We start from the raw sequence: 12,389 nt of genomic DNA on the forward strand, positions 1-12,389 counted from the left end.
AGATCCCCGAGCCATGCGGAGCTTCCCACGCCTGTTACGCGGGCAGCCCCTCGTTCCGCTGACCTGACAACTTTGACGCTGCGCTCCCCGCCGAGCCACGTCGAGGTTCTCCCTGGTCGACCAACGGTCACCTGCGGCCGTTTGAAGCGGCGATCGGTGTTGCAGCTCGAGGCCGCCAGCGCTGTCGATGAGCCCGACCCCCTGATCCCACGGGGAAGCCGCGGAGTCGATCGGAGCACGACGAACTGTCACGATGAGATGACCTGGATGCGGGCCGGCGAGAACGCGGCGATCAGACGACAACCATCGACGTCGCCTGATCGAAGGCCCTGCCAGCCGCCTCAGTCCCGGAACGACGAAGCGAGCGTTCGACTATTTTGTAAGCCGAGTATCCGGGGGGCTCAAAAGTGACGGCAGATCCGCAGCGGACCCGGCGTCTGTTGCAGCTGTACGCGTACTCTCTCGCGTGTTTGCTTACTATTGCGTTGGGTGCAGTTCTCGTCTATCTCGACAGTAGTCTCAACCTGCAGCAGGTATCGTCGTCGATCGGACTCAGTCTGATCGCCTCGGTCATCTTCGCGGTCATCTTCGCCATGTTGAGCAACCGGATACAGGAGCGTGCCGCCGCGGAAAGTATCGAGGAGGGAATGAAGGCTGCATCCTTTGAGCTGCGGCAGGATCTGGTGCGGACGAACACCCTCTTCCTTCCATCGGGCTCGTACCCTCCCCTCGACCCGGGGGCCTCTTTTGGAGACCGGTACAACAGCGACATGATGGCTAGCCTGGAGGGGTCCTCCTACTACGCGTTTCGAGGCCCCGCAGGGCGTTATATCGCAGCGAGGCTGAAAAGCGCGCGAAGTTTTCCCCAGGAAGTCCGCGTATCGATACTCAGCCCCGGTGACCACGTCCTGATAGCACGCCGTGCTGCTGACCGGCAGTCCTGGGTCCGCTACCGCTCGATGACCCAGGCGCAGCTTGAGGACCAACTGCGGACCGAACTCATCCTGACCATCGTATCGTTATTTGACTATCGCAGGTTCTGCCCCGTCGACCTGGTATACACCGAGGACACGGCGGTGTACCGGTACGAGATCTTCGATGACGCCGTGTTCGTGTCGTGGTTCCACGGCCCGAATTCCAGGGGCAAGGAGATGCCGGAGTCATTCCGCTTCGGCGCGTCGTCCTTCATGTATCTCACGCTGCGGCTCGATATTGCTCGAAGATTCCAACTCGCCAACAACAAGATTCGCTTCGACTCGACTCATGACGATCAGTTTCTTGTCGATCACCTAAGCGATCTCACCGGGCGTCCGGTGTCAACGGACGACGTGGAACGGTGGAGGGCTGAGTACGTCTCCCACACGGCTGGGTTCACCACCTACCTGGACGGGTTGCGGGGGCGGTCCGGTCGATGACCATCGGCTGGCGCAATCGGCCATCGGGTCGGGTGGGGTGGGACCAGGTGCCGTCTGATCGAAACCCGGTCGCCCGGCAATGTCACCGAGGATAACGTTGCACTACTGAGAGTATGGGTCAGGTTCTCGGCGGGTGCGCCAGGTTCCCATTGTCCGGGAAGATATCTCCCGCTTAAGCAGCGAGCCGACGACGGCGCAGGTGTGCCATCTTTTCGAGAACCTTGGTCCTGATCTAACGGCTGACTTCGGGGATGCCGACATCGATGATATAGTCGCTCGGGCGCTCCACGACAGGAATCCATATGAATAGTCTCGTCAGTGACATCTGCCAAGCTTTTGATGCGAGTGATAGTGACGCGTTGCGTTGTCGTGCGGCGAACTTTCTGGAGTGCCTACTCGACGGGTCGGCCGAATACCGTCCGTCGAGGCATCCGCTCGGTTTTGTATGTATCTCGCTGCTCCGTGACAACCATTCGGGCCTCTGTCTCCACCTCTGGCCGGAGGCGCCGGACGGAAAGAAGGTGTCGACGGTTCATTCCCACAGCTGGGACCTTCGTAGCTTCGTGCTGACCGGCTCGCTGGTCAACCGGGTGCATCGAATCGACCGAATCGACCGAGGCGCCGAGGCGCTGCAGCGCGTCTTCGAGGTAGCAAGCGACGGGCTGTCGGATGTTGTCACACAGACCGTGGACTTTGTGACCGAGTGCGTTGTCGAGGAACGGCGTGTCGATGGGGGCACCTTCTACCTGCTGCCGGCCGGGGTTTTCCACACCTCCGAACCGTGCGGGCCGTCGGTCGCCGCGACCGTGGTGTCCGGCCACCGCCGCGGTGATTTCAAGGACTGCTTCCTCGGCCCTGCTGACATGGCGCCGGGAATACTGCGTCGGTCTCCATGCGATGCCACCGAGGTGATGCGCGTCGTTCATGCCTCGCTGAGCGCTGGCACGTATTAGCCCTTCGGAACGTGATCCCGAGGGGTCGCGGCCCGGCGGACGCCGCGGCCGTGCGCCAGCTGCCCGGACCGCGCTGCATGGGCCCGTCCGCCGATGACGGTCGGCCGCCGGGCCAGCAAATAGCCAGCTGCGCGGGCCGAGAGGGCACCGGTCCCAGGGCCGCGGCTGGCTCGGGAACCTGGGTGGGTCAGGTCCGGTTGCCGACCCGTTCCGCGGCCATCGCCGCCCACGAGGTGGGGCCGGTGAGCGGTGAGAAGTTCTCTGCCGCGGAGGTCAGCGCGTCGTACTCGCCGTCGGCCAGCGTGATCTCCGCCGCCGCCGCGTTGCTCTCCAGCTGGGCGACGCTGGACGCACCCGGGATCGCGACGACGTTCGGGTGGTGAACAGCCCAGGCCAGGGCGATCTGGGCGACGGTCGCGTCGTGCCCGGACGCCACCTCGCGCAGGACGTCGAGCAGCGGCGTGAGACGAGCCAGGTTCTCGGTGAGGAACAGCGGGTTGGCCTTGCGCACCGCCCCGCGCGGGCGGTTCGTCACGTCGTAGCGCCCGGAGAGCAGCCCCTGCGCCAGCGGGCTGTAGGCGATGATCAGACGGCCCTCGCGGCGCGCGAACGGGATCAGATCGCGTTCGGGCTGGCGGCGGACCAGGCTGTACTGGACCTGGTTGGACAGCACCCGGCTGCCCAGCGCGGTCTCCGCGGCGCGCCAGCGCTCCAGGGAGTAGTTGCTGACGCCGACCTCGTCCACGACGCCGACCTGGCGCAGCGAGGCCATCCCGCGCATGGTCGTGCCGTCCCGGATGACGGGGTTGGGCTGGTGCACCTGATACAGGTCGATCGTGCGCACGCCGAGGCGGTTCGCGCTGGCGATGGCGCGCTGCTCGACCACCGGAGCCACCGGGAGCACCGGGAAGATCTTGGTGGCGACGAACGCCTCCTCCGGCCGCACCGCGGTGGACGTCTCCCAGCCCAGCGCCGCGGCCTCGGCGAGCGCGTCGCCGAGGATGCGCTCGCTTCGCCCGAAGGCATACATCTCGGCCGTGTCGAACAGCGTCACGCCGAGCTCGAGGGCACGCCGGACGATCAGCACCGCGTCCGTCTGCGCGTAGGAAGAGCCGTAGCCCCATTCGCGCGAGCCGAACTGCCACGTGCCCAGCCCGATCTTGGAGATCTTCTTCGTTGTGGAGACGACATCCACATAGCGCATGGCAACCAGTCAACGCCACCGGCGCGCCGAGGGCGAGGGGAGCCGGGAACATCGGCGGATCCTGCGGTGGCCCGTCCCATATGTTGCCGGGCCGGCGTACGCCTGCCGGGCCGGCGTACGCCTGCCGGGCCGGCGTACGGCGTGGGCGATGTCCGGGGTCTGACAGGACCGGGCAGGATGCTGGTCCTGCCACCGGCGGCCCGGGCTGCTAGTTTCCCGGACAGTCCGGTTAGTGCGGCTCGTGCCGCGGTGGGCCGGTACGCCGATGGGAGGGAGCGCGGTGGTAACGCAGTTCAGTCGAGGGCAGAAGTCCCAGCTGTCGGCGATCACCGCTGGCACCGATCTGTACATCGGGATCCAGATCAACGCGCCGGGTGAATGGGACGTGTCCTGCTTCGGCCTGGACGCTGCCGACCGGCTTTCTGACGACCGCTACTTCATCTTCTTCAACCAGCCGAAGTCGCCCGAGTCCTCGATCCAGCTGCTCGGCGCGCAGTCCGGTGACACCCAGTCGTTCCGGATCACACTGGACCAGGTCCCGGCGGCCGTCCACAAGCTGGCCTTCTGCGCCGCGCTCGACGGAGCGGGCAGCGCCGCCCAGATCACCTCCGGCTACCTGCGGATCGTCGCCGGTGGTACCGAGGTGCTGCGCTACTCCTTCACCGGCGCGGACTTCTCGGACGAGCGCGCGATCATGATCGGCGATGTCTACCGCAAGGGAGTCTGGCGCGTCGCCGCGGTCGGCCAGGGCTTCCGCGGGGGCCTCGCGGAGCTGATCCGCAGCTACGGCGGCGAGGTGGAGGACGAGCCGGCGGCGCCCCCGCCGGGTGCTCCGTCCTTCGCGCCGCCGCCCGGCGCGGGCCCCGGCGGCGCCCCCGGGTTCGGCGCGCCGCCCGCCCCCGTCTCGCAGACCAAGCCGGCTCCCGCGCCCGCCTACAACGCGCCCCCGCCGCCCTCGGCTCCCGTTCCGGGTCACGGGCAGCCGCAACCGGCCTACAACCAGGGCTACGGGCAGTCGCAACCGCAGCCACAGCCTGCGTACGGCCAGGCCGGCGGCGCCCACCAGGGGTACGCCCAGCCGCCCGCGGCGCCGCCCGCCCCACCAGGGATGCCCGGCGGCCCCGGCCACGGCCACGGCGCTCCCGGTCCGGGGATGCCCGGCCAGCAGATGCCAGGCCAGCAGATGCCCGGAGGGCACGGTGGCCCCGGCGGGCCGGGTGGGTTCGGTGGTCCCGTGCCGGGAGGCTACGGAGCCGGCCCGGGCGGCCAGCCGCACCCGCCGGCCGGGTTCCCCGGGCCGGTGCCCTACCTGCCGTCCCAGGCCCAGCCCATCCAGCCGGGCGCCATGAACAGCCTCAACCCGTACCGCGAGGTGCCGACGGCGGGCCGTTGGACGCAGCAGAACGGCAAGCTGGTCAAGGTGACCCTCGGGCCGGACGCGCTCGCCCTGCGCGGCTCGATGGTCGCCTACCAGGGCAACGTCGAGTTCGACTACAAGAGCGGGGGCCTGCGCGGCCTGATCGAGGAGAAGCTCACCGGGCAGGGGCTCAAGCTCATGACCTGCCGGGGCAACGGTGAGGTCTTCCTCGCGCGGGATGCCGCGGACCTGCATATCGTCGATCTCGGTAACTCGTCGCTGTGCATCAACTCGAAGAACCTGCTGGCCATGGACGCCACCGTGCGCTCCGAGGTCCGCCGGATCGAGAGCCCCGGCATCCCGGGTGGCGGTTTCTTCCACTTCGAGGTCTCCGGGCCGGGCTCGGTGGTCGTGATGACCAAGGGCACACCGATGACCCTGAACGTCGCCGGGCCGACGTTCGCGGACATGAACGCGCTGGTGGCCTGGACGTCCGGCATGCGGGTGAGCGTGTCGACCCAGGTGCGCGTCTCCCGCACGATCTACGCGGGGGCCAGCGGGGAGTCGTTCGCGCTGCAGTTCATGGGGTTCGCGGGTCACTTCGTCGTCGTCCAGCCCTACGAGGTCTGACATGCGTCCGACGTCTGACATGCGTGCGAGGTCTGACATGAGTCGCGTGGCGTGGCCCGACGGCCCGGGGCGTGGACGGGCAGTGGGCGGACGGGCAGTGGGCGGACGGGCAGAGGGGAGCGTGCCGTGCAGGGCAGCCTGATGGACCACTACGGTCCGACGCCGGTCATGGATCGGATGAGCAAGCACGGATCCAAGATCGCCAAGGTGGTCATGATGCCGGGCCAGGACCTCTTCGCGAGGGTCGGCTCGATGATCGCCTACGAGGGCCTCATCGACTTCAACCCGCAGCCGCCGCAGCTCGGCCGGATCGCGTCGTCCTGGGCGACCGGCGAGGGCGTGCCGCTGATGACCGCCACCGGCCAGGGCCTGCTCTACCTGGCCGACTACGGCAAGGAGGTCATCGTCGTCCAGCTCGCCGGCGAGGGCCTGTCGATCAACGGCAAGAACATCCTGGCCTTCGACGCCGGCCTGCAGTGGGGCATCGAACGGGTCAAGGGCGTCAACATGCTCTCGGGCATGGGGATGTTCAACGTCGTGGTGCGCGGCCACGGCTGGGTGGCGCTGACGGCCAAGGGCAACCCGATCATGCTGGACACCCGGGAGGCGGCCACCTTCGTCGACACCGACGCGCTCGTCGCCTACACCGACGGCCTGCGGGTGGAGCCACGGCGCACCGCCCGCCTCGGTGGCCTGATCGGGCGTGGCTCGGGCGAGGCGTTCCAGCTGGGCTTCTCCGGTCAGGGGTTCGTCGTGGTGCAACCGAGCGAGGACGAGCGCCCGAGTTTCTCGGTGCGGGGCTGACCGTCGGCGTGGGTGAGAGGATCTGATCATGACGCACGGCGGGATGTACGGCGGTCACCCGGGCGGTAACCCCGGTGGGATGCCAGGGGGGATGCCCGGCGGCTACCCGCCCGGCCCGGGTGTGCCCGGTGGCTACCCGCCCGGGGGAATGCCGCCAGGCGCGGGTGGTCCTGGCGGGCCGGGTGGTGGCATCCGCAGCAGCCTGCTCGACAACCCCGAGGTCAACAGCAACGAGCGGTTCACGCTGCAGAACGGCAAGATGCTCAAGGCGACCCTCGGCGCCCAGGGCATGCGTGGGTTCTACGCCCGGCGTGGCGCCATGGTCGCCTACCAGGGTGCGGCGACCTTCGACGCCCACTGGGAGGGCTGGGGCTCGCGGTTCCGCAGCTTCTTCAGCGGCGGCGAGGGCCTGAACCTGATGAAGGTCGCCGGCTCCGGCACGGTCTACCTCGCCAACCAGGCGCAGGACATCCACATCCTCGATCTCGCCGGCGACGGGCTGACCGTGGACGGCAAGAACGTGCTCGCCTTCGACAAGGCGCTGAACTGGGACCTCGTCCGAATCGACAGCCAGGTCGGGATCGCCGGTGTCGGCAACTACCAGGTCGACCTGCGCGGCGACGGCCAGGTGGTGGTGTGCACCACCGGGGCCCCGCTGGTGATGCGGGTGACCTCGCAGAACTACTACTTCGCGGACGCGGACGCCGTGGTCGGCTGGTCGTCGAGCCTGCAGGTCTCGATGCAGGCAGCGGTCACCTCCAGCGCGGCCTGGAAGCCGCGGGGCAACACCGGGGAGAGCTGGCAGCTGCAGTTCAGCGGCGAGGGCTACGTGATCGTCCAGCCGTGTGAGCTGCTCCCGCCCTATGACGCGCTGGCCGGTTCGGGCCTCGCCGGGCAGTTCGGTCTCGGTCAGGGCGGGTTCGCCGGCAACCAGCTGGGCGGTCACGGCGGAGGCCACGGAGGCGGCCACGGCGGCGGCTTCGGTGGCCTCGGCGGCTTCGGCGGCGGTCCGGGTGGGTTCGGCGGCCTGTTCGGCGGCAACCCGGGCCGGCACTAGCCAGCCAGGTCCCTGGCCCTTTCGGGTGGGCGGCCCGGGGGAGAGACGATCCACCCGGCCTGTCGGGTGCCCGCGGGCTGTGCGGGACGGCCGCGGCGTGGGCTGACGCCCCCCCAGCGCCGTCCGTTCCGGGTGGGCACTCTGGTGCCCACCCGTGGCGGGGTGTCCGCCCGTGGCTGCGGCTGAGCCCGCATCCGTCCTCCGGACGTCGTCACGCTGCCGGCTCCGGAGCAGCCCGTAGTCGACCGGCTCGGCCGGGACGTCCTACCGGGCCGGGACGTCCTACCGGGCCGGGACGTGTCCCGCCACGGCGTCCCGGCCCAGGTCCGGCAACGATTCCATCGATCATCTGCCGGTGACCATGTCCGCGGCCGGAACTGCGCGAGTTCCCGGCCTCTGCCCCGGAGCGACCGGCCCGGTTGATCACCGGCAGGTTCCGGATCCACATCGCCGGAAAGAAATCATCCCGGTGTGTGCACCGTTTTCCTCTTGCCCGATCTGAGGTATTGGTGAGACTGATTGCAGCCACGCTGGTTCGGTGACCTGGGCTGCATTCCACGGGGAGGCAGGTAGTGTTCCCCCCGCGTCAACACCTCGTAAAATTCCATCGCGTCGGAAGGGCTCTTTGAAATGACTCAGCAGGAGCAGCAGCAGCAGCGTCAGCAGATCGAGCGGCAGCTGCGCCAGAACTGGCGGCAGCTTCGCTACCGGCTGCTCGACCAGTTCGGTCAGGTCAGCACCTCTGACGTTGATTCGGCGACGGGCATCAACGACCTCATCGCCCGGATCGCCGACAAGACCCACCACAGCGAGCGGTATGTCGAGAACCGGCTGCGGGAGCTCGTCGGCGTAGGCGCCCAGGGCGGACAGTCCGGTGAGCGCTTCGGTGGGGACCAGGGCCAGGAGGGGCAGCGCTTCGGCGACCAGTAACAACCCTGCTTACAACCGGCCAGGTGCGGAGGGGAGTTCATGGGCGGGAACTCTGCCTCCCCGCCTCTCCCCACGTGCCTGGCCGGCACACCCGCCAGGAGACCCGATCATTCGGTCGCCGCTGTGAGCAGCGACCGAAACTCCAGAAGGTCATCCATAAGCGACGTGTTCTGCACGGTCCGTGGCATCTGGCGAAGCTCCGCCAATATCGCGTCGGTCTCCGCCACTGTCGGGATGCCGTTGACAGAGGCCGTCAGCGACACGATATCAACCACGAGATCACCACCGTGAGGGGTCAAGGGAACGGATGTCCGGCTGGATGTCCGGATGCCTCACTGTTGCATGAAATGATGTATGCGGTGTTACGTGGTGAGTGCTCGCCGGTTACGGGTGCCGGTTCTCGCCCGCGTGATGCGGGATGACTGCCCTCGTCTGGTGCGAGAGATCGCCAGGGAGTGCGAGTCGTGATCGCTCCTGGCGAGAGAACGGATACGGTCGGCCTGCTGATCAAACCGAGAGCGTGTACCGGCGATCTGTTTCGGCGTGAAATGGCAGGCGCGGCATATGTTGATCCGGCCGGTGGGCCGGGTCTGGGCCGTGGAGGATCTCGGTCGGTTGGCGGATGTCAGGGCAGCTGGCTGCCGGCCCTCGGCAGCGTGGGGGTTCGGGCGAGCAGGACGACCCCGGCGGTGATCAGTGTGGCGCCGAGCGTGACGCCCGCCAGCTGCCCGGCGGTGCTCGGTACGGGAACGCCGTAGAGCAGAACCGCCAGCACATAGGAGATCACCGGGTTGGTGATGTTCATCGCCGTGATCGTCGGTGCGAGCGGCCCGCTCGCGTAGGCGGCCTGCCCGAGCAGCAGGCTGCTCGCCGTCGCCGCGGCGAGCGCATAGCCCTCCCAGCTGATCGCCGTATGCAGGATGCCGTCGGTGAGGAGCAGTTCCGTGGTCTCCTTCATCAGCACCGCGGTCAGGGCGTAGAACAGCCCCGCCGCGACGCCGAACAGGCCCGCGCGGGCGGCCGGCGGCCGGCCGAGTGAGATCACGACCAGCAGGCCGGCCAGTGCCACCGTCGCCGCGATCGCCGCGACCAGGCGCGTCTCGTCGATGCCGCCCGAGGCGGGCAGGTCGCCCCGCGCCGACAGCAGCGCGGCCAGGCCACCGCAGATGCCCGCCGCACCCCACCAGGCACTCGGGGACATCCGCCGCCCGGTGCCGATCAGGCCGAGGGGAAGCGCGAACAGCAGCTGGCAGACCATCAGCGGCTGTACCTCGGCGACCGACCCCAGGTGCAGCGCCGCCGCCTGGACGCAGAAGCCGCTGATGTTCGCCAGCCAGCCCAGCACCCACAGCCTGTCCCGGACGAGCTCGGCCAGCAGCCCGATGCCGGGCACGGCGTGCGCGCTGTCGGCGCGGGTCGCGAAGCTGCTGCGGCCGGCGGCGCGTTGCTGCAGCGCGGCCGACGAGGCGAGCAGGAACGCGGCGAGAAGAGCGACGGGGACGACAGCGGGCATGGTCACCCACCCAGGATGGCAACCGGACAGGCAAGATCACGTGATCGGAATTGTCACAGACGGACAGGTGGGTGTCGCGGCCGGTTCAGGCTGATCGGGCCAGTGGCCGCCCGGGAGGTGGCGACGTCCGGGCACGGCCGGTCAGTTCCGCCGACGTCAGTTCCGGTGATGTCAGCTCCGGTGATGTCAGCTCGGCCAGCGCTGCCCGCAGCGCCGTCCCGAAGAGCACCGGGTCGAGCCGGGCGGGATCGACTGTCGCGGCGACGCAGTAGCGGTCGTTCCAGCCGAGCGCACCCACCGAGAGCGGTACCTGCGCGGCGAGCGGGACGATCGGGAAGACGTCCCGCAACGGGCACCCGAGCAGCTCCAACGGCCGTGGCGCCCCGCGCATGTTCGACACGATCGCGGTGAAGAACCGTGCGCGGTAGACCGAGCGGGCCGCCGCCCGGTGCAGCGGAGCCGGCAGCGCCCCCATGAGGCGCAGGGCCGCGGCGCTCGCCGGCAGGCGTCCCGACGCCCTTCGGCCCCGCGCGCGGCGGGTGATCTGCTCGGCGCGCCGGTCCGGCGGCATCGGCCCGAGTGGCACGTCAAGGCGCAGTGCCGCGGTCAGATTGCCGGGGCCGCGGGGAACGCCATGCTGATTCGAACCGGGCATGCGCATGGTCACGGGGACGGCTGCGCGCAGCACCTGTCCGGACGGCTCCTCGCCGGCCGCCGCCACGGCCGCCGTGGCAGCGGATCCGACCGCGGCCAACAGCAGATCGGTCACCGTCACCTCGAGCCGGTGGGCACAGGACCGAACCGCGGGAAGCGACCAGGAGGTCGTGAGGTAGGCGCGTGACCTGCCGAGCGGACCGGACAGCGTCATCGGCGGCGCGGCACCGTCACGGGCGAGGCTCACCAGCCCACTCACGACAGTGGCTGGTCGGGTGACGGGTGTGCGCGCGACCCGGGCCAGCCGTCGGGCCCGCCCCGGTCCCGGGGCCGGCCCGCCCGGGCTGGTGGTGACGCTGTCGGCCGGCGGGTGCAGGTTGGTCGGGGAGCGCAGGTCGGTCGGGCCGTGCAGGTTGGCTGGCAGGTGCGGGTCGGTCGGAGCATGCAGGTCGGGCGGCGGGTGCAGGTCCTGCGGGCGGTGCGGGTCCGGTGGGGAGGGCAGGTCCAGGAGGTGGCGCAGCAGCGCCACGACGCCGAGTCCGTCCGCCACCGCATGGTGGACGATGACCACGACCGCCACCCGATGCGCGCCCAGGCCGCGGACCAGCCAGATCCGCCAGGGCGGGCGGTCCGGGTCGAGCGGCGTCACGCTCAGCCTGGCGACCAGGCCGTCGAGGGCGGCCTGCCCCCCGGGTGCGGGCAGGTGCGTCTCGCGCACATGCCAGGACAGATCGATGTCGCCGTCGCTCGCCCAGCGGTGGTGACGCAGCCGGCCCGCCGGCACCACCCGCCGGGTGAGGCGGGACATCGCCGACAGCCGTGCCGCCACGTGCCGCCGCAGTGCGTCCAGGGTCGGTGGTGCTCCGAGGGAGGTGTCGAGCACCGCCACCCCGCCGACGTACTGGGGGTTGGTGGCGGTCTGCACATGGAGGAACAGTTCGTCGGCCGCGGCCACCCGCCGGGTGCCGCTCGCGGTGGCCCGCCGGCCCATCCCGCCGGCGACCGGCGCGGCGACCGCCACGGCCGCGCCACCCGCGACCAGGTCGAGCACGTAGTGGTTCGCCGTCGCGAGGACCACCAGCATCGTCACGCCCAGATGGGCCGCGCCGAACGCCCGGCCGGCCGGGCCGACCCGCCGCGCGCGCATCGAGGCCACCACCATCCACACCGCCCAGGCCACGTGCAGGCTCGGCATCGCCGCGAACTGGTTCGCCCCCGCCGACACCGGCCCACCTCCCCACGACAGCGGCGGATGGTGGATCGCGACGATGTCGACGAATCGCTCCCCGGGCAGCAGCCGTGGGGGAGTGGTCGGCCACAGCGCGAAGCAGGCGACGCCGAGCAGGGTCGTGACCGCCAGGCTGTCACGGGCCCAGCGGTACGTCGGGTCGGCTCGCGCCCACAACACGCCGAGCAGGCCGAAGGTCGTGATGATGTAGGTGGTGGCGTACTCCCAGGCCGCCAGGATCTCCAGCGCCGTGTGTCCGCGCAGCGCGTTGTTGAGCGGCTCCGTCGCGGCGATGTGCAGCCAGCGTTCCGCGGCGAGCAGGTCCGCTCCTCGCGCGTCCGCGGCGGACCGGGAGACCGCCAGGCCGTGCGCCACACCCAGGTAGACGCCGAAGATCGCCAGCCCGATCGCGATCTGACACACCGCGTCGACGCCCCGCCCGGCGAAGCGGGCCTGCCCGGACGGGTGTTCGTGCTCGGTCGGATGTCCGTGCTCGGTCGGGTGTTCGTGCCGTCGCCGTCGCGGCGCCCGCTCCACGGCTGGTTCCGGACGTTGCGGCGACGGCCACGGCCCGCCCGCGGGCGAGGCGGTGACGTGTGCGCGGTCCGGTGTGCTCAGCGCTCGACGGCTCATATCACGTCCCC

At 69.8% G+C, this 12,389-nt stretch carries 10 protein-coding genes; 6 read left to right on the forward strand and 4 right to left on the reverse strand.

Annotated features, from left to right (window positions below):
- Positions 1-407 precede the first annotated feature (407 nt).
- Both ACG83_RS16725 and ACG83_RS16730 read left to right on the forward strand, forming a co-directional pair.
- Positions 408-1,415 (forward strand): hypothetical protein, encoded by a 1,008-nt coding sequence (locus ACG83_RS16725; protein ID WP_152991399.1) that lies wholly within the window; start codon positions 408-410, stop codon positions 1,413-1,415.
- A gap of 302 nt (positions 1,416-1,717) precedes the next feature.
- Positions 1,718-2,368 carry a hypothetical protein gene (locus ACG83_RS16730; protein WP_152991400.1) on the forward strand — a complete coding sequence of 217 codons (651 nt, stop codon included), beginning with the start codon at positions 1,718-1,720 and terminating at the stop codon, positions 2,366-2,368.
- Between the two features lie 187 nt (positions 2,369-2,555).
- Here ACG83_RS16730 and ACG83_RS16735 read toward each other — a convergent pair whose 3' ends face one another.
- Positions 2,556-3,572, reverse strand: coding sequence for an aldo/keto reductase (locus ACG83_RS16735; RefSeq protein ID WP_054567083.1), 1,017 nt, complete (start codon positions 3,570-3,572; stop codon positions 2,556-2,558).
- Positions 3,573-3,852: 280 nt separating this feature from the next.
- Here ACG83_RS16735 and ACG83_RS16740 point away from each other — a divergent pair, with 280 nt between their 5' ends.
- The 4 genes from ACG83_RS16740 (at position 3,853) to ACG83_RS16755 (ending at position 8,350) form a co-directional block, all read left to right on the forward strand.
- Entirely contained in the window at positions 3,853-5,559 is a 1,707-nt protein-coding gene (locus tag ACG83_RS16740) for a TerD family protein (RefSeq protein ID WP_054567300.1), read from the forward strand.
- Positions 5,560-5,685: 126 nt separating this feature from the next.
- A complete protein-coding gene (locus ACG83_RS16745) occupies positions 5,686-6,363 on the forward strand; it encodes an AIM24 family protein (protein WP_054567084.1) in 678 nt (225 codons plus the stop codon).
- A 28-nt stretch (positions 6,364-6,391) separates the two neighbouring features.
- Positions 6,392-7,420, forward strand: coding sequence for an AIM24 family protein (locus ACG83_RS16750; protein WP_063793098.1), 1,029 nt, complete (start codon positions 6,392-6,394; stop codon positions 7,418-7,420).
- A 630-nt stretch (positions 7,421-8,050) separates the two neighbouring features.
- The gene (locus ACG83_RS16755; RefSeq protein WP_054567085.1) at positions 8,051-8,350 is read left to right on the forward strand and encodes a hypothetical protein; all 300 of its coding nucleotides are present in this window, start codon (positions 8,051-8,053) and stop codon (positions 8,348-8,350) included.
- A 107-nt stretch (positions 8,351-8,457) separates the two neighbouring features.
- Here the strand turns inward: ACG83_RS16755 and ACG83_RS46060 are convergent, their stop codons facing one another.
- From ACG83_RS46060 to ACG83_RS16765, 3 genes are all read right to left on the reverse strand, one after another.
- A complete protein-coding gene (locus tag ACG83_RS46060; RefSeq protein ID WP_200931326.1) occupies positions 8,458-8,625 on the reverse strand; it encodes a hypothetical protein in 168 nt (55 codons plus the stop codon).
- A 350-nt stretch (positions 8,626-8,975) separates the two neighbouring features.
- Positions 8,976-9,863 carry a DMT family transporter gene (locus ACG83_RS16760; RefSeq protein ID WP_054567302.1) on the reverse strand — a complete coding sequence of 296 codons (888 nt, stop codon included), beginning with the start codon at positions 9,861-9,863 and terminating at the stop codon, positions 8,976-8,978.
- An 85-nt stretch (positions 9,864-9,948) separates the two neighbouring features.
- Positions 9,949-12,378 carry a wax ester/triacylglycerol synthase domain-containing protein gene (locus ACG83_RS16765; protein WP_083473293.1) on the reverse strand — a complete coding sequence of 810 codons (2,430 nt, stop codon included), beginning with the start codon at positions 12,376-12,378 and terminating at the stop codon, positions 9,949-9,951.
- Between the last annotated feature and the right edge of the window lie 11 nt (positions 12,379-12,389).

The organism is Frankia sp. R43, from assembly GCF_001306465.1.
Classification (GTDB): Bacteria; Actinomycetota; Actinomycetes; order Frankiales; family Frankiaceae; genus Parafrankia; species Parafrankia irregularis.